Source organism: Streptomyces sp. O3 (genome assembly GCF_054788135.1).
Map to the genome: position 1 here is coordinate 62,914 of NZ_JBTVYK010000008.1, position 21,240 is coordinate 84,153.

18 protein-coding genes and 2 pseudogenes are annotated in these 21,240 nt (G+C 71.3%); 7 read left to right on the forward strand and 13 right to left on the reverse strand.

Annotated elements, in window-relative coordinates; all coding sequences use genetic code 11:
* Positions 1–26: 26 nt before the first annotated feature.
* On the forward strand, positions 27–734 hold the full coding sequence (locus ACX6XY_RS06545) for a class F sortase (RefSeq protein ID WP_460327381.1): 708 nt from the start codon (positions 27–29) through the stop codon (positions 732–734).
* Positions 735–829: 95 nt separating this feature from the next.
* Here ACX6XY_RS06545 and ACX6XY_RS06550 read toward each other — a convergent pair whose 3' ends face one another.
* Positions 830–1,612, reverse strand: a complete 783-nt coding sequence (locus ACX6XY_RS06550) for a sulfite exporter TauE/SafE family protein (RefSeq protein WP_460327383.1) — start codon at positions 1,610–1,612, stop codon at positions 830–832.
* A 67-nt stretch (positions 1,613–1,679) separates the two neighbouring features.
* Between ACX6XY_RS06550 and ACX6XY_RS06555 the strand changes: the two genes are divergently transcribed.
* The 3 genes from ACX6XY_RS06555 (at position 1,680) to ACX6XY_RS06565 (ending at position 4,567) form a co-directional block, all read left to right on the forward strand.
* Positions 1,680–2,264, forward strand: coding sequence for a TetR/AcrR family transcriptional regulator (locus ACX6XY_RS06555; protein WP_460327385.1), 585 nt, complete (start codon positions 1,680–1,682; stop codon positions 2,262–2,264).
* Positions 2,265–2,340: 76 nt separating this feature from the next.
* A complete protein-coding gene (locus ACX6XY_RS06560; RefSeq protein ID WP_460327386.1) occupies positions 2,341–3,708 on the forward strand; it encodes an MFS transporter in 1,368 nt (455 codons plus the stop codon).
* Between the two features lie 76 nt (positions 3,709–3,784).
* A complete protein-coding gene (locus tag ACX6XY_RS06565; RefSeq protein ID WP_460327388.1) occupies positions 3,785–4,567 on the forward strand; it encodes an SDR family NAD(P)-dependent oxidoreductase in 783 nt (260 codons plus the stop codon).
* A 170-nt stretch (positions 4,568–4,737) separates the two neighbouring features.
* Here ACX6XY_RS06565 and ppdK read toward each other — a convergent pair whose 3' ends face one another.
* The 7 genes and pseudogenes from ppdK to ACX6XY_RS06600 form a co-directional block, all read right to left on the reverse strand.
* On the reverse strand, positions 4,738–7,458 hold the full coding sequence (gene ppdK, locus ACX6XY_RS06570) for a pyruvate, phosphate dikinase (protein WP_460327390.1): 2,721 nt from the start codon (positions 7,456–7,458) through the stop codon (positions 4,738–4,740).
* A 343-nt stretch (positions 7,459–7,801) separates the two neighbouring features.
* The gene (locus tag ACX6XY_RS06575; RefSeq protein WP_460327392.1) at positions 7,802–9,007 is read right to left on the reverse strand and encodes an ABC transporter ATP-binding protein; all 1,206 of its coding nucleotides are present in this window, start codon (positions 9,005–9,007) and stop codon (positions 7,802–7,804) included.
* A 4-nt stretch (positions 9,008–9,011) separates the two neighbouring features.
* Positions 9,012–9,458: pseudogene (locus tag ACX6XY_RS06580) on the reverse strand (ABC transporter permease); the annotation flags it as partial.
* 16 nt (positions 9,459–9,474) lie between these two features.
* The gene (locus ACX6XY_RS06585) at positions 9,475–10,686 is read right to left on the reverse strand and encodes an RNA-guided endonuclease InsQ/TnpB family protein (protein ID WP_460327394.1); all 1,212 of its coding nucleotides are present in this window, start codon (positions 10,684–10,686) and stop codon (positions 9,475–9,477) included.
* Positions 10,687–10,837: 151 nt separating this feature from the next.
* Positions 10,838–10,945, reverse strand: a pseudogene (locus ACX6XY_RS06590) (ABC transporter permease); the annotation flags it as partial.
* A 146-nt stretch (positions 10,946–11,091) separates the two neighbouring features.
* Positions 11,092–12,291 (reverse strand): tRNA dihydrouridine synthase DusB, encoded by a 1,200-nt coding sequence (gene dusB / locus ACX6XY_RS06595; RefSeq protein ID WP_460327396.1) that lies wholly within the window; start codon positions 12,289–12,291, stop codon positions 11,092–11,094.
* Between the two features lie 17 nt (positions 12,292–12,308).
* Positions 12,309–13,787, reverse strand: coding sequence for a LamG domain-containing protein (locus tag ACX6XY_RS06600; protein ID WP_460327398.1), 1,479 nt, complete (start codon positions 13,785–13,787; stop codon positions 12,309–12,311).
* A gap of 150 nt (positions 13,788–13,937) precedes the next feature.
* Here ACX6XY_RS06600 and recO point away from each other — a divergent pair, with 150 nt between their 5' ends.
* Both recO and ACX6XY_RS06610 read left to right on the forward strand, forming a co-directional pair.
* On the forward strand, positions 13,938–14,687 hold the full coding sequence (gene recO / locus ACX6XY_RS06605; protein ID WP_460327400.1) for a DNA repair protein RecO: 750 nt from the start codon (positions 13,938–13,940) through the stop codon (positions 14,685–14,687).
* Between the two features lie 22 nt (positions 14,688–14,709).
* The gene (locus ACX6XY_RS06610) at positions 14,710–15,537 is read left to right on the forward strand and encodes an isoprenyl transferase (RefSeq protein WP_460327402.1); all 828 of its coding nucleotides are present in this window, start codon (positions 14,710–14,712) and stop codon (positions 15,535–15,537) included.
* A gap of 52 nt (positions 15,538–15,589) precedes the next feature.
* Here the strand turns inward: ACX6XY_RS06610 and ACX6XY_RS06615 are convergent, their stop codons facing one another.
* The 4 genes from ACX6XY_RS06615 to ACX6XY_RS06630 form a co-directional block, all read right to left on the reverse strand.
* Positions 15,590–16,009, reverse strand: coding sequence for a Fur family transcriptional regulator (locus ACX6XY_RS06615; protein ID WP_460327404.1), 420 nt, complete (start codon positions 16,007–16,009; stop codon positions 15,590–15,592).
* A 100-nt stretch (positions 16,010–16,109) separates the two neighbouring features.
* Entirely contained in the window at positions 16,110–16,997 is an 888-nt protein-coding gene (locus ACX6XY_RS06620; RefSeq protein ID WP_460327406.1) for a metal ABC transporter permease, read from the reverse strand.
* 13 nt (positions 16,998–17,010) lie between these two features.
* Positions 17,011–17,787 carry a metal ABC transporter ATP-binding protein gene (locus tag ACX6XY_RS06625; RefSeq protein WP_460327408.1) on the reverse strand — a complete coding sequence of 259 codons (777 nt, stop codon included), beginning with the start codon at positions 17,785–17,787 and terminating at the stop codon, positions 17,011–17,013.
* A gap of 27 nt (positions 17,788–17,814) precedes the next feature.
* Entirely contained in the window at positions 17,815–18,876 is a 1,062-nt protein-coding gene (locus tag ACX6XY_RS06630) for a metal ABC transporter substrate-binding protein (protein ID WP_460327410.1), read from the reverse strand.
* A 140-nt stretch (positions 18,877–19,016) separates the two neighbouring features.
* Between ACX6XY_RS06630 and ACX6XY_RS06635 the strand changes: the two genes are divergently transcribed.
* Positions 19,017–20,399: a glycine--tRNA ligase gene (locus ACX6XY_RS06635; protein ID WP_460327412.1), complete on the forward strand. Its 1,383-nt coding sequence runs from the start codon at positions 19,017–19,019 to the stop codon at positions 20,397–20,399.
* A gap of 120 nt (positions 20,400–20,519) precedes the next feature.
* Here ACX6XY_RS06635 and ACX6XY_RS06640 read toward each other — a convergent pair whose 3' ends face one another.
* Positions 20,520–21,215 carry a tellurite resistance TerB family protein gene (locus tag ACX6XY_RS06640; RefSeq protein ID WP_460327414.1) on the reverse strand — a complete coding sequence of 232 codons (696 nt, stop codon included), beginning with the start codon at positions 21,213–21,215 and terminating at the stop codon, positions 20,520–20,522.
* Positions 21,216–21,240 lie beyond the last annotated feature (25 nt).

Here is a 21,240-nt window from a genome sequence, read left to right on the forward strand (position 1 = left end):
CGGGCGCCGCACCCGAGGGGACCTCCATGCACCCTGCGCACAGAACGCCGCCCGGCCAGCCGCCACTCAGCCACCCGCACCCGCAGCCGCGCGGCGCCCGCAGGGCCGTCAGCGCCACCATAGGGGCCGTCACCGTCGCCGCCCTGTGCTCGGGCATCTGGCTGCTGCAGAACGGCGCCGTCACCCACGCGCCCCCGCAGCCCTCCGCCGCCCAGGCCGCCGACCGCCCCGCGAGCGGCTCAGCGGAGGCGGCGGAGGACGGCGCGGCCCCCGCGCTGGCCCCGTCCGCGCCGAAGCGGATACGCATCCCCGCCCTGCGGGTCGACGCCCCGCTCACCGGCCTCGGCCTGAACGCCGACGGCGGCCTGAACGCGCCGCCCCCCGAACGCCCCGAGCTCGCCGGGTGGTACGAGGCGGGCACATCGCCGGGCGAGCGGGGCACCGCCATCGTCGCCGGGCACGTCGACAACGCGCGGGGCCCCGCCGTCTTCTACTCGCTGGGGGCCGCCAAGAAGGGCCACACCATCGAGATCCCCCGCGCGGACGGCAGAACCGCGGTGTTCACCGTGGACGCCGTCGAGGTCTACGACAGCCGCGCCTTCCCGGACGAGAAGGTGTACGGCGCCGCGAACCGCCCCGAGCTGCGGGTCATCACCTGCGGCGGCGGCTACTCGAAGGAGACCGGCTACCTGGGCAACGTCGTGGTCTTCGCCCACCTCACCGCCACCCGCTGAGCCCCGGCCGCCGTCGGGCCCCGGCCGCCGTCGGGCCCCGGCCTCCCGTCGGCCCCCGGCCGCCCGCTGAGCCCCCGGCCGCCCGCCGGGCCCGCTCATCCCAGCCACTGCTCGTACGCCAGCTTCCCCACCAGCGACACGACGACCACCACCAGCACCCCGCGCACGAACCCGCTCCCCCGCTTGAGCGCCATCCGCGCCCCGGTCATGCCGCCCACCAGGTTGAACGCCGCCATCAGCACCGCGAGTCGCCAGTACACCGTGCCCTGGTAGGAGAACATCGCGAGCGCGCCCAGATTGGTGCACACATTGACGATCTTGGCCGTCGCGGACGCGTGCACCAGGTCCATATGCAGCACCGCGGACAGCGTCAGCACCAGGAAGGTCCCGGTGCCGGGCCCGAACAGCCCGTCGTAGAAGCCCATCCCCAGCCCCGCGAGGACGATCGCGGCGAGCACCCGCCGCACGGTCGGCGGCCCCGCGACGGCCGTGGACCCGAACGTCGGCTTCAGCATGACGAAGGCGAGCACGCCGAGCAGCACCACCATGATCATGGGGCGCAGGACGTCCTGGCTGATCCCCGCGGCGAAGAACGCCCCGACCATCGACCCGGCGAGCGCCGCGAGGCCGATGCGCACCGCGGTCCGCACCTCCAGGGAGGTCTTCCGGGCGAAGGTCACGGCCGCGCCCGTGGTGCCGACGATCGCCACCGCCTTGTTGGTGCCGAGCGCGTACGCGGGCGGGGCGCCGCCCGGCAGTCCCAGCAGCAGCGCGGGAAGCAGCACCAGACCCCCGCCTCCCACCACGGCGTCGATCCATCCGGCCGCCAGGGCGGCGAGGCACAGCACAACGACCGTGGTCAGGGATATGTCCGGCATGATCGCGACACTACGACACCCCACCGAATATTGACCAGTCGTTCCAGATAGCCCTAGAGTGACCTCCGTGGCCAGAACCAAGGAATTCGATCCGGAGGCCGCGCTCCAGTCGGCCCTCGAGCTGTTCTGGCGGCGCGGTTACGAGGCGACGTCGATGGCGGACCTCGTGGAGCACCTCGGCATCGGGCGCGCCAGCCTGTACGCGACCTTCGGGAACAAGCGCGAGCTGTACCTGAAGGCCATGGACCGGTACGCGCGGACCCGCGACCCGATCCTGCTCGACGAGCTCTCCCAGCCGGGGCCCGTGCTGCCCGCCGTGCGCGCGGTGGTGCGCCGCTTCGCCGCCGAGGCCAGCACCGACGGGGTGCGCCTGAACGGCTGCTTCGTCACCAACACCGCGGCCGAACTGGCCCCGCACGACCCCGCCGCGGCCCGCCGCGTCGAGATCAGCTGGGACCACGTGGAGACCCCGCTGCGCGCCGCGCTGGTACGGGCCCAGGCGCAGGGCGAGCTCCCCGGCGACCGGGACCCGCTCGCCCTGGCGCGGATGCTGCTCGTACTGCTCCAGGGAATCCGGGTGGTCGGCAAGGCGTCGGACGACCCGGCGCGCGTACGGGACGCGGCCGAACAGGCTCTGACGCTGCTGGACTGACCAGAACAGACGCACCTCGGTGCGGTGCCTTTCTCTGCCCAAATTCTGGAACGAATGGTCAATAATGAGGGGATACATGAGGGCAGCAGCCACAGACCAGGAGACCGCGGCGCCACCGCGGCCGACCGCCGCCGCCGCGTTCGCGCTGCTCGGCACCGTGCAGGTCACGCTGATCTACACGCTCGCCGCCCTCGCCGTGCCGCTGCCCCGCATCGGCCGCGAGTTCGGGCTCGGCCGGGGTGACCTGATCCTGCTCAGCGCCGCGTACGGGCTGACCTTCGCCGGGCTGCTGCTGCTCGGCGGGCGGATCGCCGACCGGTACGGCGGACGCCGGGCGTTCACCGCCGGGCTGCTCCTCTTCGGGGCCGCGTCCGCCGCCGCGCCGCTGGCCCCGTCGTACGAGGCCCTGCTCGGGGCGCGCTTCGCGCAGGGAGTGGGCGCGGCGCTGGTCGCGCCCGGCGCGATGGCGGTGCTGCGGACGGTCTTCCCGTCCCCGGCTGCGTACGGCAGGGCCATGGCCACCTGGGGCGGTCTCTCCGTGCTCGGCGCCACCACGGGCAATCTCCTCGCCGGGGTGATCTCGGCGCTGTGGTCGTGGCGGCTGGCCTTCGCAGTGCCGCTGGCGGTCGCGGCGCTCGCCCTGGCGCTCACGCCCCGGCTGCTGCCGCCGACCGCGCCCGGCCCCGGACGCGCCCTGGACCTGCCGGGGGCCGCACTGGTCACCGGAGGGATCACGGCGGCCAGTTACGGGCTCGTCGCGACCGACGCGTACGCGTGGAGCTCGGCCCGTGTGCTGGTCCCGCTGACGGTCGGGGCGGTCCTGGTCGCCGCGTTCCTCCGGGTCGAACGGCGGGTCGCCGACCCGCTGTTGCCGCCCGGCTTCGCCCGCGTGCGGCGGCGTGCGCTCGGCCTGGCCGCCACCGGGCTCACCGCCGCCGGAACCGCCAGCTCCTTCGTCCTGTTCTCGCTCCACCTCCAGGACGAGCGGAACTGGTCCGCGCTCCAGACCTCGGCCGCGTTCGTCCCGTTCGCCGTCGCGCTGCTCGGCTCGGGGCGGGCCGCGGGCCCGCTGATCGGGCGGTACGGAGCCCCGGCCGCGGCCGGGGCCGGGCTCGGCGTCGCCGCCGCCGGGCTCGCGCTGCTGGCCGCCGCCGGGTTCAGCGCCCGGACGCCCTACGCGTACGGCGTGCTGCCCGGCCTGGTGCTGCTGGCGGCCGGGGGCGCGCTGTCCTTCGCGGGGGCGGCGGTACTGGCCACCTCGGACGTCACGCCGTCGGACGCGGGGCTCGCGGGCGGCGTACTCAACACCGCCATGGAACTCGGCGCGACCGTGCTGTTCGCGGCGCTGATCGCGCTGGGCGGGGACGCGGCGAGCCTCGGCGCGGCCGCGGTGCTCTTCGCCGTACTGGGCGCCACGGCCCTGACTCCGCGCGGCCACCGCTGACCGCGGCCCGAGCGCCCTGCCGCTCCCCCGTCACCCGTCACCTGCCTAATTCACTCACCACACATAGGAGTTCACCATGCCCCACACGCCCCACACCCCCCACGCCCGCTTCTTCGGCAAGGCCGTCCTCGTCACCGGCGGCGGTTCCGGTCTCGGCCGGGCCATCGCGCTCGCCTTCGCCGCCGAGGGTGCGCGCGTCGTCGTCGCCGGGCGTACCGCGGCGGCACTCGACGCGACCGTCGCCCTGATCGATCAGGCGGGCGGCGAGGCCGCCGCCGTCACCGCCGACGTCACGCGCGCGGCGGACGTACGGACACTCGTCCGGGAGACCGTCACCCGTTTCGGCGCGCTCGACATCGCGGTCAACAACGCCGGGGTGCTGCGCGGCGCCGTGCCCGTGGCCGACGTCAGCGAGGAGGACTGGGACACGGTCCTGCGGACCAACGTGACGGGCGTCTGGCTGGCCATGAAGCACGAGATCAACGAGATGCGGGCCTCCGGCGGCGGCGTGATCGTCAACATCTCCTCCAACCTCGGCGCTCATCTGCGCATCCCGAACGCCGCCGCGTACCTCACCTCCAAGGCCGCGGTCTCCGCGCTGACCCGCGCCGCGGCCCTCGACCACATCGGGGACGGCGTACGCGTCAACGCGGTGAGCCCCGGCGCGTCCGACGGCCCGATGTCGCTGCTCCCCGGCGAGACGGAGGCCGAGCGCGCCGAGCGGATCAAGACGCTGAACCCGCTGGGCCGGGTCGCGGGCGCGGACGAGGTCGCGGCGGCCGTGCTCTATCTCGCGTCCCCCGAGGCCGGTTCGGTCGTCGGCACGGAACTGGTCGTCGACGGAGGCTCCGCGGCCTGACCGGCCCGCCAAGCACGACAGGCACGACAGAGCACAGAGCGGGCATGACAGAGGGGGCGCCCCCGCACAGGGCGCCCCCTCTCTGAGGGCCGGGGCCGCCGCCGATCGGTGAGGGTCGGGGACCAGCGGCAGCCCCGGTGTTCGGGGGGGCCGTCCAGCGGCCCGTCGGGTCAGCGGCTGTCGCTGCCCTTCGCCTCGGCGGCGGCGCGGCCCGCCTCCAGGCGCGCCACCGGGATCCGGAACGGCGAGCAGGAGACGTAGTCGAGCCCCACCTCGTGGAAGAAGTGCACCGACTCCGGGTCGCCGCCGTGCTCACCGCAGACGCCGAGCTTCAGGTCCGGGCGGGTGGCCCGGCCGTCGCGTACGGCGTTGCGGACCAGCGAGCCGACGCCGTCCTTGTCGATGGTCTCGAACGGCGAGACCCCGAAGATGCCCTTCTCCAGGTAGGCGGTGAAGAACGAGGCCTCGACGTCGTCGCGGCTGAAGCCCCACACGGTCTGGGTCAGGTCGTTGGTGCCGAAGGAGAAGAACTCCGCGGCCTCGGCGATCTGTCCGGCGGTGAGCGCGGCGCGCGGCAGCTCGATCATGGTGCCGAGCTTCAGCTTGAGGTCGACGCCGGTGGCCTGCTGGACCTCGGCGATGACCTGCTCGGCCTCGTCGCGGACGATCTCCAGCTCCTGGACCGTGCCGACCAGCGGGATCATGATCTCGGCGCGCGGGTCGCCCTTGGCGTTCGCCCGCTCGGCGGCGGCCTCGGCGATGGCCCGTACCTGCATGGTGAACAGGCCGGGGATGACCAGGCCGAGCCGGACGCCGCGCAGGCCCAGCATCGGGTTCTGCTCGTGCAGCCGGTGCACGGCCTGGAGGAGCCGCAGGTCGTTCTCGTTGGGGTCCTTGCGGGACTCGGCGAGCGCGACGCGCACCGACAGCTCGGTGATGTCGGGCAGGAACTCGTGCAGCGGCGGGTCGAGCAGCCGTACGGTGACGGGCAGCCCGTCCATGGCCTCGAACAGCTCGACGAAGTCCTTCTTCTGGAGCGGCAGCAGCTCCTTCAGCGCCTCTTCGCGCTCGGCCTCGGTGTCGGCGAGGATCAGCTTCTCGACCATCTCGCGGCGCTCGCCGAGGAACATGTGCTCGGTGCGGCACAGGCCGATGCCCTGCGCCCCGAAGCGGCGGGCGCGCAGCGCGTCCTCGGCGTTGTCGGCGTTGGCCCGTACCCGAAGGCGCCGCACCCGGTCCGCGTACGCCATGATCCGGTGCACGGCCTGGACCAGTTCGTCGGCGTCGTCGGCGCCCGCGTGCATCCGGCCCTCGAAGTACTCGACGACCGGCGACGGCACGACCGGGACCTCACCGGCGTAGACCTTGCCGGTGGAGCCGTCGATCGAGACGACGTCGCCCTCCTCGATCGCGACCCCGTCGTGGGTGGTCAGCCGCCGCCGCTTGGTGTCGACTTCGAGGTCCTCGGCGCCGCAGACGCAGGTCTTGCCCATGCCGCGGGCCACCACGGCGGCGTGCGAGGTCTTGCCGCCGCGCGAGGTGAGGATGCCCTCGGCGGCGATCATGCCGTCCAGGTCGTCGGGGTTGGTCTCGCGGCGGATCAGGATGACCTTCTCGCCGGAGCGCGACCACTTGATGGCGGTGTACGAGTCGAAGACGGCCTTGCCGACGGCGGCGCCCGGCGAGGCGGCGATGCCGCGGCCGATCTTCTCGACCTTGGCGCTCTCGTCGAAGCGCGGGAACATCAGCTGTGCGAGCTGCGCGCCGTTCACTCGCTGGAGCGCCTCGGCCTCGCCGATCAGGCCCTGGTCCACGAGCTGGGTGGCGATGCGGAAGGCGGCGGCCGCGGTGCGCTTGCCGACGCGGGTCTGGAGCATCCAGAGCTGGCCGCGCTCGATGGTGAACTCGATGTCGCACAGGTCCTTGTAGTGCGTCTCGAGCGTCTCCATGATCTGCATCAGCTCGGTGTACGACTTCTTGTCGATCGCCTCGAGGTCGGCGAGCGGCACGGTGTTGCGGATGCCGGCGACGACGTCCTCGCCCTGCGCGTTCTGCAGGTAGTCGCCGTAGACGCCCTGCTGGCCGCTGGCCGGGTCGCGGGTGAAGGCGACGCCGGTGCCGGAGTCGGGGCCGAGGTTGCCGAAGACCATGGAGCAGACGTTGACGGCCGTGCCGAGGTCGCCGGGGATGCGCTCCTGGCGGCGGTAGAGCTTGGCGCGGTCGGTGTTCCAGGAGTCGAAGACCGAGCGGATCGCGAGGTCGAGCTGCTCGCGAGGCTCCTGCGGGAAGTCGCGGCCCGCCTCGTTGGCGACGATCTTCTTGAACTGCTTGACCAGCTTCTTGAGGTCGGCGGCCGCCAGGTCGACGTCGCTGGTGACCTTCTTGGCGTGCTTGGCCTCTTCGAGCGCTTCCTCGAAGAGGTCGCCGTCCACGCCGAGGACGGTCTTGCCGAACATCTGGATGAGTCGGCGGTAGGAGTCCCAGGCGAAGCGCTCGTCGCCGGACTGCTTGGTCAGGCCGACCACCGACTTGTCGGAGAGGCCGATGTTCAGGACGGTGTCCATCATGCCCGGCATCGAGAACTTGGCGCCGGAGCGTACGGATACCAGCAGCGGGTTGTCGGCCTGGCCGAGCTTCTTGCCCATCGTCTGCTCGAGCGCGCTCAGGTGAGCGCTCACCTCGTCCCGCAGCGGCGCGGGCTCCTCGCCGCTGGCGAGGTACTCCTTGCAGGCCTCGGTGGTGATGGTGAAGCCGGGGGGCACCGGGAGACCCAGGTTGGTCATCTCGGCGAGGTTCGCGCCCTTGCCGCCGAGGAGGTCCTTGAGGTCGCGGTTGCCCTCGGTGAAGTCGTAGACGAACTTCACTGCGTGGCGATCTTTGTTTTCCGACACGGGTCTCGACTCCTCGAGGACTCGGGTGGCTGCCCTGACGGCGAGGAATGTACCCAGATCGAAGGCGTCTGGGTACGGCCACTTGTGGGTCATACGGCCGTAACCACTCGTCCGCCAGCAGATCGAAAGTAACTCAGCAGTACGGAGACCCGGCGCGCCGCTTTCACTATCTGAAGGGTCAACCCTCGTAGACCTGGGGATTCGCTCAGATGAGCGGAGTTACCTCATATGTGAATTCATTTCTTGAACTCAAAAGGGGTGGCACCGGGTGCCACCCCTTTGGGAAGTACAGCCACCCCAATAGCGCTCATCTGAGCGAGTCACCTATCAGGGGTGGCGAGAATCACGCTGCGCGGAGCGGCCGGATTTCACCATCCGGACCTTCGCGCGGGACGACCAGGACCGGCTGTTCGGCCAGCCCCACGCGCGCCCGCGCCCCGGCCACCAGGTCCCCCGCGTCCCGCGACGGCAGGTCCGCCTTGACCGGCGTCCCGTCCGGCAGGTCGAGCAGCACTCGGGTGACCGAGCCGAAGAAGGACGCCGAGACCACGGTGGCGTCCCCGTCGGGATCGGCGGCGGCGGTGACGTTCTCGGGCCGTACGAGGACGTCCACCGCGCGGCCCGAGCCCTCGGGGGCGGCCCCCTCCACCGGCCGCTCGACGCCCGCGACCGCGACCGTGCCCCGGCCCGTGTCCGTGTCCGTGCCCGTACCCGTGCCCGTGCCCGTCATCCGCCCCGGCAGCCGGTTCATGGTGCCGACGAACTCGGCGACGAAGGCCGTGGCGGGCCGCTCGTACAGCTCGGCGGGCGGCGCGCACTGCTCCACCCGCCCGGCGTTGAGGACGGCGACCCGGTCCGCCATGGACAGGGCCTCCTCCTGGTCGTGGGTCACGAAGACCGTCGTGATGCCGAGCGAGAGCTGCAGCCGCCGGATCTCCTCGCGCAGCGCGAGCCGCACCTTGGCGTCCAGCGCGGACAGCGGCTCGTCCAGGAGCAGTACGCGCGGCTGGAGCGCGAGCGCGCGGGCCAGCGCGACGCGCTGCTGCTGGCCGCCGGACATCTGGTGCGGGTAGCGGTCGCCGTGCTCGGGCAGCCCGACCAGTTCGAGGAGTTCAGCGGCGCGGGCGGCGCGCTGGGCGGCGGGGACCTTGCGGACCCGCATGCCGAAGGCGACGTTGTCGCGGGCGCTGAGGTTGGGGAAGAGGCTGTACGACTGGAAGACCATGCCCGCGTCGCGCCGGTTGGCGGGCACCTTGGTGATGTCCGCGCCGTCGACCAGGACCTCGCCCGCGTCCGGCGCCTCGAACCCGGCGACGACCCGCAGTGCGGTGGTCTTGCCGCAGCCGGACGGGCCGAGCAGCGCGAGCAGTTCGCCGGGCTCGACGGTGAGGTCCAGGCCGTCGAGCGCGACGACCCGGGAGCCGAACTCCCGGCGCAGCCCCCGGAACTCCACGCGCGCGCCGCCGCCGGCCAGGCGAGTCCCATCGGTCTCGGCGGTCTCGGCGGACCCTGCGGCCCGCCCCTTCACCTCTGTCGCTGATGCCGACATGTGTTTACGACTCCTTGCTGGACGCGGGCACGGAAGACACGGCGGACCCGGCCTTCGCGCCGGTCCCCGCGCGCGAGAGGACCAGCAGCAGCGCCCATGTGATCAAGAGACTGAGTACGGACACCGCCACCGACATCCGCGCCTGCGCGCCGGAGATCGTCACGATCCACACCGCGAAGGGCTCGTAGCCGAGCAGCGCCGCGATGGTGAACTCCACGATCACCAGGGCCAGCGTCAGGAACGCGGCCCCGGCGAGCGCGGCGCGCAGGTTGGGCAGGATCACCCGCATCACCACATACGGCCAGCTCGCGCCGCAGTTGCGGGCGGCCTCCACCAGGGTCGGCACGTCGATGGCGCGCAGCCCGGCGTCCAGCGAGCGGTAGACGAACGGCAGCGCCAGCACCGTGTAGGCGAAGACCAGGACGAGCGGGAAGCGTTCGTCCTGGACGGCGGTGACACTCCCCCGCCTAAAGGCGGGGGCTTCTCGGCTCGCGCCGGGAAGCTTCCTGCTTCATTGCCGACTGCCCGCCCGGAGTGCTCCGTTGAGGTCTTACACCGGCTCCACAGGCCGACACCGCCAGTCCGGCGGCCAGAAGGTTCTGCGCGGCGTTCACGTCCCGGTCGTGGGTCGTGCCGCAGTCGCACGTCCACGTGCGGACGTTGAGCGGCATCTTGCCCTGCAAGGCACCGCAGGCGGAGCACAGCCTGGAGGAGGGGAAGAAGCGGTCGACCGCGATCACTTCCCGCCCGTACCAGGCCGCTTTGTACTCCAGCATGCTCCGGAACTCCGACCACGCCGCGTCGCTGATGGCGCGGGCCAGACTCCGGTTTTTGACCATGTTGCGCACGGTCAGGTCCTCGATCACGATCGTTTGGTTCTCACGAACGAGACGAGTGGTCAGCTTGTGCAGCCCGTCACGGCGACGGTCCGCGATCCGGGCGTAGACCTTGGCCGCCTTGCGCCGGGCCTTGCGCCGGTTGGCTCCGTCGCCCTTGGCCTTCTTCGCGAGCCTGCGCTGAGCGAGGGCAAGACGGGCACGGTCACGGCGCTCATGCCGGGGGTTGGCGATCTTCTCGCCCGTGGAGAGGGTCAGAAGGTGGTCGAGGCCGACGTCGACACCGACCGCGTTGCCGTTGGCGGGGAGCGCCTTGACGGAGGCGTCGTCGCACAGCATCGACACGTACCAGCGGCCTGCCGTGTCCTGCGACACGATCACTGTGGTCGGCGACGCCCCTTCGGGCAACGGCCGGTGCCAGACGATGTCCAGCGGGTTCTTCATCTTCGCGAGGGTCAGCTCGCCGTCGCGGAAGCGGAATCCGCTGGTGGTGTACTCGGCACTCTTGCGGGACTTCTTCTTCGACTTGAAGCGCGGGTACTTGGCCCGCTTGGCGAAGAAGTTGGTGAACGCCGTCTGCAAGTGCCGAAGACACTGCTGGAGCGGCACGGAGGAGACGTCGTTCAGGAACGCCAGTTCCTCGGTCTTCTTCCACGCCGTCAGCATCGCGGAGGTGGCGTTGTAGTTCACCCGTTCCTGCCGCGTCCACGCTTCGGTGCGGGCGGCCAGGGCGAGGTTGTAGACCTTGCGGACGCAGCCGAACGTACGCGACAGCTCGGCTGCCTGCTCGTCCGTGGGATGGAAGCGGTACTTGAACGCCCGCTTCACATGCGTCGCCGTCACGCTCACAAGCTAGCGATATCACTGATTAAGATCAAACCTGCGGGTCAGAGCACGGTCTTTCGCCCTGGGGGCGAAACCTCGCTCGTTGTCCTGCTCCGCAGGAGTCCGATTCCTCCCCCGGCTAAAGCCGGGGGTCTCCTCGGAGTTATCCGATGAAGGTCTGGTAGAGCGGAGTGCGGGACAGCTTCTCCGGGCCCCAGCGCAGCACCGTGGTGATCCCGGTGACCAGCGCGATCGGCGGCACCACCAGCGGCAGCATGCGGCGCTTGTTCGGAACTTGTCTGAACAAGCTGGCTTCAGTTCGCCTGGGAGAGCTGTCCGGCGAGTGAACGTGTGATGGCCCACACCACACCTCCGCCGGAAGAAAGAGACAGACGGCCGGGGCCGGGCGGCCGGGCGGCGGTCTCAGCCGCCGGAGGTGTCCAGTTCGGCGTCCGGACTGACCCCGGCGTGGTCGTACGGGTCGTTCAGCCACCCGTCCGGCAGCACCACCCGGTTGTTGCCCGACGTACGCCCGCGGGGCCCGTCCGCGCCCACCGGCCAGGCCTGGTCGAGGTCCAGCTCGCGCAGCCCGGCGTCGAGTTCGTCCAGCGAAGAGGTGATCGCCAGCCGCTTGCGCATCTCGGACCCGACCGCGAAGCCCTTCAGATACCAGGCGACATGCTTGCGGAAATCGATCACGCCGCGCGCCTCGTCGCCGATCCACTCCCCCAGCAGCTGCGCGTGCCGCACCATCACGGCCGCGACCTCCCGGAGCGTGGGCGCGGCGGGCCCGGTCGCCGCGCCCGGCTCGAACGCGTTCACCAGGTCCGCGAAGAGCCATGGCCGCCCCAGGCAGCCGCGTCCCACGACCACGCCGTCGCACCCGGTCTCGCGCATCATCCGCACGGCGTCGCCCGCCGACCAGATGTCGCCGTTCCCGAGTACCGGGATCTCCGGGACGTGCTCCTTGAGCCGCGCGATGGCGTCCCAGTCGGCCGTGCCGCCGTAGTGCTGGGCGGCGGTGCGGCCGTGCAGCGCGATCGCCGTGACGCCCTCCTCGACGGCTATCCGCCCGGCGTCGAGGCAGGTGAGGTGATCGTCGTCGATCCCCTTGCGCATCTTCATGGTGACGGGGATCTCACCGGCCCCGCTGACGGCCTCGCGCAGGATCGAGCGCAGCAGGTTCCGCTTGTACGGGAGCGCCGAGCCGCCGCCCTTCCTGGTCACCTTCGGGACCGGGCAGCCGAAGTTCAGGTCGATGTGGTCGGCCAGGTCCTCCTCCGCGATCATGCGGACCGCCTTGCCGACGGTGACCGGGTCGACGCCGTACAGCTGGATCGAGCGGGGCTGCTCGCTCTCGTCGAAGTGGATCAGCTGCATGGTCTTCTCGTTGCGCTCGACCAGCGCCCGCGTGGTGATCATCTCGCTGACGAACAGCCCCTTGCCCCCGGAGAACTCCCGGCACAGGGTCCGGAACGGCGCGTTCGTGATCCCCGCCATGGGGGCGAGCACCACCGGCGGCCGCACGGTGTGCGGGCCGACGGCGAGCGGGGCGGCGTGGTGCGCGGCGGCGGAGTGCGCGGGAGCGGAGTGCGCGGCGGGCTGGGGGGCGAGCGTGGTCATGCCCCCCATTTTTGCACTCACACGATCCGGGCCGCCGCGATCGGGCGCTCACTCACGGTGTGCGACTGCGCGGCGCTGCTGTTGACGCTCCAGCGGTACCGGGAGAACTCGCCGGTCGCGTCCGAGGCGTAGAACATCATGTGCCCGATGCCCACGCCCTCGAAGTTCTCCTCGTCGACGAGGCCGGTCATCCGGGTGTCGGGGTACGGGGCGTACGTCGCGTACTTGTATGTGCCGTGCGGGTTGGAGGTGCAGTCGACGACCTCGACGGCGTACTGGGTCTCGCCGTCGAAGTTCACCGACCCGGTGTGCACGCCCTTGATCTCGCGGACCATCGCGATGTGCCCGGTCGCGGTCTCGCTGGCCCCGAGGTAGTCCACGGCGACGAAGTCGCCCGGCTGGAGATCGGCGACCTTGGTGACGCGCTTGAAGTGAGGGCCCGCCGTGCCGTCGGTGAACGCCTGGCGGAAGTCGGCGGCCTCCGGGATGCGGTCCTGGAAGTACTGCCGGAAGTAGTCGTCCGTGGCCCATCCGTAGGTGTGCTTGAGCACCCAGGTCAGGAACGAGGAGCAGCGGGAGTGCGCGACCCACTCGACCGGGTCGCCGGGAGAGCCCCACACCACGCGGGACGGCGCGCCGACCAGATAGACGTTGTTGGCGCGGGCCGTCCGGCCGCTGACGAGGGCGATCTCCTCGGCGCTCAGCACCCGGTCGTAGGCCCGTACGTCGTCGACCGCGCCCTTGAAGCGGTTGACCGGGGAGCCGTTCCACTTGGCCCGGCCGACGTTGAAGCCCCGTGTCGCGGCCCAGCCGACGGCGGTGGCCGCGGTGCCGTTCAGCTCGCCGTCGACGTACAGCCGGATCTCGGTGCCGTCCCACACACCGGCCAGGTGGGTCCAGCGGCCCAGCACGGCGGGTTCGGCGGCGAAGGCGGTGACCTTGGTGCTCTGGTCCGCGTCGCGCACCTTGAACGCCCAGGTGCGGGAGTTCGGCTCGTATTGGAGGAGGAAGCGGCTGGTGGTGTCGCCGTCCTGGCTGACGGCGGTGTAGATGTTCTCCGGCTTGGCCGGGCTCTCGGGGTCGTCCGCGAGCCGCACCCAGGCCGACACGGTGAACGGCGCGGCGGTGTCGAGGACCGAGGCGGTCGCGGCGTACGCGCCGGAGGTCCCGTCCAGGCTCAGCTCGCCCCCGGCTCGCCTGCTGGTCCAGCTCGCCCCGGAACCGGGGGCGAGGGTCCGCCCGCCGCCCGACCGGTCCGCGTAGCCGCCGTCGAGCGGCCAGTGGCCGACCAGGCCGCCCGGCAGCCAGCCCGCCGCGAGCAGCCGCTGGTACTGGACCATGCGCTCGGCTTCCATCAGGTGCGGCGCGGAGACGGGGGTGTAGGGCGTGTCGAGCGGCGCGTCCGCGACGGCGGTTCCCGTGCTCCCCAGCACTCCGGTGAGCGCGCCGACGCCCACGATGCCCGCACCGCTCAACAGCCCACGCCTACTGACCACGGAGTTCCCCCACGTTTCTCTTGTCCGTCATGCGCCCACGGTCGTCCGGTGGGTCTCGGTCCGCCGTCACGGTACTGACCCGGCCGGGGCGGGTGACGTCTGGGGTCGCTGTGTGCCGGGCCCGGCGAACCATCGGCGACAATGGACCCCATGAGCCTGTTCCGTGACGACGGTGTCGTGCTGCGCACCCAGAAGCTGGGCGAGGCGGACCGGATCATCACGCTGCTCACGCGCGGGCACGGGCGGGTGAGGGCCGTGGCGCGGGGGGTCAGGCGCACCAAGTCCAAGTTCGGGGCCCGGCTTGAGCCGTTCTCGCACGTCGACGTGCAGTTCTTCGCGCGCGGGAGCGAACTCGTCGGGCGCGGGCTGCCGCTGTGCACCCAGAGCGAGACGATCGCTCCGTACGGCGGTGGGATCGTCGCCGACTACACGCGCTACACCGCGGGCACGGCGATGCTGGAGACCGCCGAGCGGTTCACCGACCACGAGGGCGAGCCCGCGGTACAGCAGTACTTGCTGCTGGTGGGCGGGCTGCGGACGCTCGCGCGCGGCGAGCACGCGCCGGGTCTCGTGCTGGACGCCTTCCTGCTGCGGTCGCTCGCCGTCAACGGCTACGCGCCGAGCTTCGACGCCTGCGCCAAGTGCGGGATGCCCGGACCGAATCGGTTCTTCTCGGTGGCCGCCGGCGGTGTCGTCTGCGGGGAGTGCCGGGCGCCCGGAAGCGTCGTACCCTCTGCGGAGGCCGTGGCCCTGCTCGGGGCGCTGCTGACCGGGGACTGGGAGACCGCCGACCGGTGCGAGGCGCGGCACGCGCGGGAGGGCAGCGGGCTGGTGTCGGCGTATCTGCACTGGCACCTGGAGCGCGGGCTGCGCTCGCTGCGGTACGTAGAGAAAAGCTAGCGAGCTAGGGAGACACGACCACATGGCACGACGCGGGATCCTGGGGCGCACCCGCCGCGAGTACAAGGCACCCGAGCCGCACCCGTCGGGCGCGCGGCCGCCGAAGCTCTCCGCGGAGCTCGTCCCGAACCACGTGGCGGTGGTCATGGACGGCAACGGCCGCTGGGCCAAGGAGCGCGGGCTGCCGCGCACCGAGGGGCACAAGGTCGGCGAGGGCGTGGTGCTGGACGTCCTCAAGGGGTGTCTGGAGCTGGGCGTCGAGAACCTCTCCCTGTACGCCTTCTCGACGGAGAACTGGAAGCGCTCGCCCGAGGAGGTGCGCTTCCTGATGAACTTCAACCGGGACGTGATCCGGCGTCGCCGGGACGAGATGGACGAGCTGGGCATCCGGATCCGCTGGGTGGGCCGGATGCCCAAGCTGTGGAAGTCCGTGGTCCAGGAGTTGCAGGTGGCCCAGGAGCAGACCGCGCGGAACGACGCGATGACGCTGTACTTCTGCGTCAACTACGGGGGCCGCGCGGAGCTCGCGGACGCCGCGCGGAAGCTGGCCGCCGATGTGGCGGCGGGGAAGCTGGATCCGGCGAAGGTCACCGAGAAGACGATCCAGAAGTACCTGTACTACCCGGACATGCCGGACGTGGATCTGTTCCTGCGCCCGAGCGGCGAGCAGCGGACTTCGAACTTCCTGCTCTGGCAGAGCAGTTACGCCGAGATGGTGTACCAGGACGTGCTGTGGCCGGACTTCGACCGCCGTGACCTGTGGCGCGCCTGCGTGGAGTACGCGTCGCGGGACCGCCGCTTCGGAGGGGCGGTCCCGAACGAGGAGCAGCTCGCGAGCGGCGCGAAGTAACCCGCGCGGCCGCGGGCTCCCGCGTAGCCGCGGGCCGGTGCGTGGCTCGGGCTCAGGACTTCGCCTGGGCCGCGCACTCCGCGCAGGTGCCGAAGACCTCGACCGTGTGCGCCACGTTGACGTATCCGTGCTCCGCGGCAATGCTCTCGGCCCAGTCCTCCACGGCCGGGCCCTCGACCTCGGCCGCCTTGCCGCAGACCCGGCACACCAGGTGGTGGTGGTGCTCGCCGGTGGAGCAGCGGCGGTAGACGGACTCGCCCTCGCTGGTGCGCAGGACGTCCACCTCGCCCGCGTCGGCGAGCGACTGCAGGGTGCGGTACACCGTGGTGAGGCCGACCGAGTCGCCTCGGTGTTTGAGCATGTCGTGCAGCTCCTGGGCGCTGCGGAACTCGTCCACCTCGTCGAGTGCTGCCGCCACCGCGGCACGCTGTCGGGTCGATCGGCCGCGCACTGGGGGTCCAGCGGTGGTCACCGTTGCCTCCTCACATCTGCTGCCGGGCCATTGTGCCAGGTCCGTCAGCCGCGTAAGGCACGCCTTCCGGTCGGAGCCCGTACTCGGGGCCGTACGCGGGTCAGACCCGGACGTCGTCCGAGGCCGGTCGTGAGGCCGGAAGGGTGCACTCCTCCGCCGCCGCGGCGGCGGCCCGCGCCCGGTGTCTGGCCAGGGGCGCCGCCACCGCCGTGAGCACCATGAAGACGCCGATGGCGAGCAGCACGATGGCCGCGCCGGACGGGGCTTCCACGTAGTACGTCGTGACGGTGCCGCTGAGCGCCACGGTGACGCCGATGGCCATGGCGAGGCCGAGGGTCGCCGTGAAGCCGCGGGTGACGCGCTGGGCGGCCGCGACCGGGATCACCATCATCGCGCTGACCAGGAGCAGGCCGACGATGCGCATGGCGACCGTGACCGTCACCGCGGCGGTGACCGCGATCAGCAGGTTGAGCAGCCGCACCGGCAGTCCGGTGACGCGAGCGAACTCCTCGTCCTGGCAGACGGCGAACAGCTGGCGGCGCAGGCCGACGGTGATCGCGACCACGAAGGCGGCCAGGATCCAGATCGCCGTGATGTCCTCGGGGGCGACGGTGGTGATCGAGCCGAAGAGATAGCTGATCAGGTTGGCGGTCGAGCCGTTCGGCGCGAGGTTGATGATCATGACGCCGCCCGCCATGCCGCCGTAGAAGAGCATGGCGAGCGCGACGTCGCCGCTGGTCTTGCCGCGGGAGCGGATCATCTCCATGCCGACCGCGCCGACGATCGCGACCAGGGTCGCCATCCAGACCGGGTTGGTGCTCATCAGGAAGCCGAGCGCGACGCCGGTCATCGCCACGTGGCCGATGCCGTCGCCCATGATCGCCTGGCGGCGCTGGACCAGGTAGGTGCCGATGGCGGGCGCGGTGAGGCCGACCAGCGTCGCCGCGATCAGGGCCCGCTGCATGAAGGCGTAGTCGAGGATGTCCATTACGTGATGTCCATTACGTCAGCAGGCCCGTCCTGATCGGCTCGGCGTCGTGCGCCGCGTGCGGGTGTACGTGGTCGTGTCCGGGCAGCGCGTGCTGGCCGACCGCCTCGGGGGGTGCCCCGTCGTGGACGACGCAGCCGTCGCGGAGTACGACGGCGCGGTCGATGAGCGGCTCCAGCGCGCCCAGCTCGTGCAGGACGAGCAGGACGGTGACACCGGCGGCCACCTGTTCCCTGAGCGCTCCGGCGAGCACCTCCTGGCTGGCCAGGTCGACGCCCGCCATCGGCTCGTCCATGATCAGCAGCTCGGGCTCACCGGCCAGCGCGCGGGCGATCAGCACCCGCTGGTGCTGGCCGCCGGAGAGCGCGTTGACGGAGTCCCGTGCGCGGTCCGCCATGCCGACCAGCTCCAGCGAACGGTGCACGGCGGCGCGGTCGGCGCGGCCCGGCCAGCGCAGTCTCGTACGGGCCAGACGGCCCGCGGAGACGACCTCGCGGACCGTCGCGGGGACGCCGGACACGGCGGTGGTGCGCTGCGGTACGTAGCCCACGCGGGCCCAGTCGCGGTAGCGCTTCAACGGCGTCCCGAACAGCTCGACCGAGCCGCTGGTGAGCGGGACCTGGCCGACGGCCGCACGGACGGCCGTGGACTTGCCCGAGCCGTTGGCCCCGAGCAGCGCGACCACCTCACCGCGGGACACGGTGAGGTCGACGCCGCGCAGCACGGGACGCGAGCCGAGCGAGGCGGTGGCCCCGCTCAGGGCTATGACGGGCTCACGCTCGGTGGGCATGGCTGCACCTTTCGGCTGGCTGCTGGGTCACTTGGCTCCGAGTGCCTTCTCCAGGGCCGTGAGGTTGGCCCGCATGACCTCGAAATAGTCATCGCCCTGGGACTGGTCGGTAATTCCCTCCAGAGGGTCGAGCACGTCCGTCTTCAGGCCGGTGTCCTCGGCGAGGGTCTTGGCCATCTTGTCGCTGGCGAGGGTCTCGAAGAACACCGTGGAGACGTTCTCGGCCTTGGCGGTCTTCTGGAGTTCCTTCATCCGGGCCGGGCTGGGCTCGGACTCGGGGTCGAGGCCCGCGATGCCCTCCTGGTCGAGGCCGTAGCGGTCGGCGAGGTAGCCGAAGGCGCTGTGGGAGGTGATGAAGGTCTTGGTCTCGGTGTCCTTCAGGCCGGTCTGGAACTCGGTGTTGAGCGCGTCGAGCTTCTTGACCAGCTTGTCGGTGTTCGTCTGGTAGGCGTCGGCGTGGTCCGGGTCGGCCTTCGCCAGCGCCTTGCCGACGCCCTGGGCGACCTCGGCGTACTTGACGGGGTCGAGCCAGATGTGGGGGTCGCCGTCGGCGCTCTCGCCGCCGTGGTCGTGGTCGGCGTGGTCGTCCGTGTGCTCGTCGGCGTGCTCGTCGGCGTGCTCGCCTTCGGCATGCTCGTCGGCATGTTCGCCGTCGGCGTGCTCGTCTTCGCCGTGGTCATGGCCGTGGCCGTCGTCGCCGTGGTCCTCCAGCGCGGTGAGCTTCGCGGCGTCCACGGTGTGCTTCACCCCGGCCTGCTCGACGGACGCGTCGACGGCGGGCTGCAGCCCGGAGAGGTACAGCACGACGTCCGCCTCGGTGAGCTGGGCGGTCTGCTTGGCGGTGATCACCAGGTCGTGCGGCTCGGTGCCCGGCTTGGTCAGGGAGTTCACGGCGACGTGCTCGCCGCCGATCTCCTCGGCCAGGAACTGCATCGGATAGAACGACGCCACGACGTCGAGCTTGCCGTCGCCCCCGTCCGCGGCGTCCGAGCTGCCGCAGGCGGACAGGGTGAGCAGACCGAGGGCGGCGGCCCCGGCGACGGCGGTGGTCCCTATTCGGGAGCGGGTGAGGTGACGGCGTACGTTCATGACACTCATTTTCAACTAACTTGGAAACGATTGTCAACAAGGGTCAGACCAGCCCATACGAGGAACGGATTTGATCCGGGGGGTGCAGCCGCCGGTACCCTGATTCCTCGCTGCCGTTCCGTCGCAATGAAGAGAGCACCGTGGCCGCCGACAAGATCGACACCATCGTCAGCCTGAGCAAGCGCCGTGGCTTCGTTTTCCCCTGTAGTGAGATCTACGGCGGCCAGCGCGCCGCCTGGGACTACGGCCCCCTGGGCGTCGAGCTCAAGGAGAACATCAAGCGCCAGTGGTGGCGCTACATGGTCACCTCCCGTGAGGACGTCGTCGGCCTCGACTCGTCGGTGATCCTGGCCAGCGAGGTCTGGCAGGCCTCCGGCCACGTCGCGACCTTCACCGACCCGCTCACCGAGTGCACCGCGTGCCACAAGCGGTTCCGCGCCGACCACCTCGAAGAGGCGTACGAGGCCAAGCACAAGCGCCTCCCCGAGAACGGCCTCGCCGACGTCAACTGCCCCAACTGCGGCAACAAGGGCCAGTTCACCGAGCCCAAGCAGTTCTCGGGCCTGCTCTCCACCCACCTGGGCCCGACCCAGGACTCCGGCTCGATCGCGTACCTGCGGCCCGAGACCGCCCAGGGCATCTTCACCAACTTCACCCAGGTGCAGACCACTTCGCGCCGCAAGCCGCCGTTCGGCATCGCCCAGATCGGCAAGTCCTTCCGGAACGAGATCACTCCGGGCAACTTCATCTTCCGCACCCGCGAGTTCGAGCAGATGGAGATGGAGTTCTTCGTCAAGCCGGGCGAGGACGAGAAGTGGCAGGAATACTGGATGGAGCAGCGCTGGAACTGGTACACCGGCCTGGGCCTGCGCGAGGAGAACATGCGGTGGTACGAGCACCCCGCCGAGAAGCTCTCGCACTACTCCAAGCGCACCGCTGACATCGAGTACCGCTTCGCCTTCGGCGGCTCCGAGTGGGGCGAGCTGGAGGGCGTCGCCAACCGCACGGACTACGACCTGTCCGCGCACTCCAAGGCCTCCGGCCAGGACCTCTCCTACTTCGACCAGGAGGCGGGCGAGCGCTGGACCCCGTACGTCATCGAGCCCGCGGCGGGCCTGGGCCGCTCCATGCTGGCCTTCCTGCTCGACGCGTACATCGAGGACGAGGCCCCCAACGCCAAGGGCAAGCTGGAGAAGCGCACCGTGCTGCGCCTCGACCCGCGGCTGTCGCCGGTCAAGGTCGCGGTGCTGCCGCTGTCCCGCAACCCCGACCTGTCCCCGAAGGCCAAGGGCCTGGCGACCGCGCTGCGCCAGCACTGGAACATCGAGTTCGACGACGCGGGCGCGATCGGCCGCCGCTACCGCCGCCAGGACGAGATCGGCACGCCGTTCTGCGTCACGGTCGACTTCGACACCCTGGACGACAACGCGGTCACCGTGCGCGAGCGCGACACGATGAAGCAGGAGCGCGTCTCGCTCGACCAGATCGAGTCCTACCTGGCGGCCCGCCTCATCGGCTGCTGACCGCCGCCCCAGGCGTCGCCTGGGTGTCGCCGCACCCCGTCGCCGGGCAGACCCGCTCTCCGGGTCTGCCCGGCGATCGCGTGCACAGGTCGACCGGGGCCATGCCTTCGGCGACCCCGCTCAGGACGGTGTGCGCCCGGACGCCAGTACGCGGGACACCTCGTCCCGGCCGAGGCGCAGCGCCCCGCCCACCGTGGCCAGCACCTCGCGCTCGGCCGCCGTGTACGGGCCGTCGGCCAAGGCGATGCGCGCGGCCTGGCCGAGGATCGACGCCCGGCCCTCCGGGGCGAGATGCGGGGCCAGCGGGTCCAGCGCCTCGTGCAGCTCGATGGCGAGGGTGAGCGCCGCCGGTCCCGCGCTGGGGCCGGTGATCCGCCCGGTGTCGGCGGCGAGCGCCTCGATCAGGGTGGTCAGCTGGTCCTCGGTGCAGTCGTCGTACCCGGCGGAGCGGACCGTGCTGACCGCGGACGCGAGTACCGTGCGCGAGGTGGCGCCGCCCGCCGCGAGGACGGCGAGAGCGACGGTGTGCACGGCGTCCCTGAGCATCGCCGAGAAGCGGGTACTGGTCGGATGGTCCAGGACGTCGGTGTCGAAATGCCCCTGGCAGGCGGCGCATTCCACGACGGGCCCGGCGCTGCCGCGGACCAGCAGCGGAACGCCCAGCAGGACGAGACGGCGACGGCCCGTGCGGCGGCGGTAGTTGCGGTCACCGCCGCATCCAGGGCAGAAGAACTCGCCGTCGCCCACGGTCGTCCAGGCGATGCGCGTGCCCCAGACGTACGGTTTCCAGCCGGTCAGTCCCCTCACTGGCAGCACGCCACACCTCCCGTAACGCTTCGGC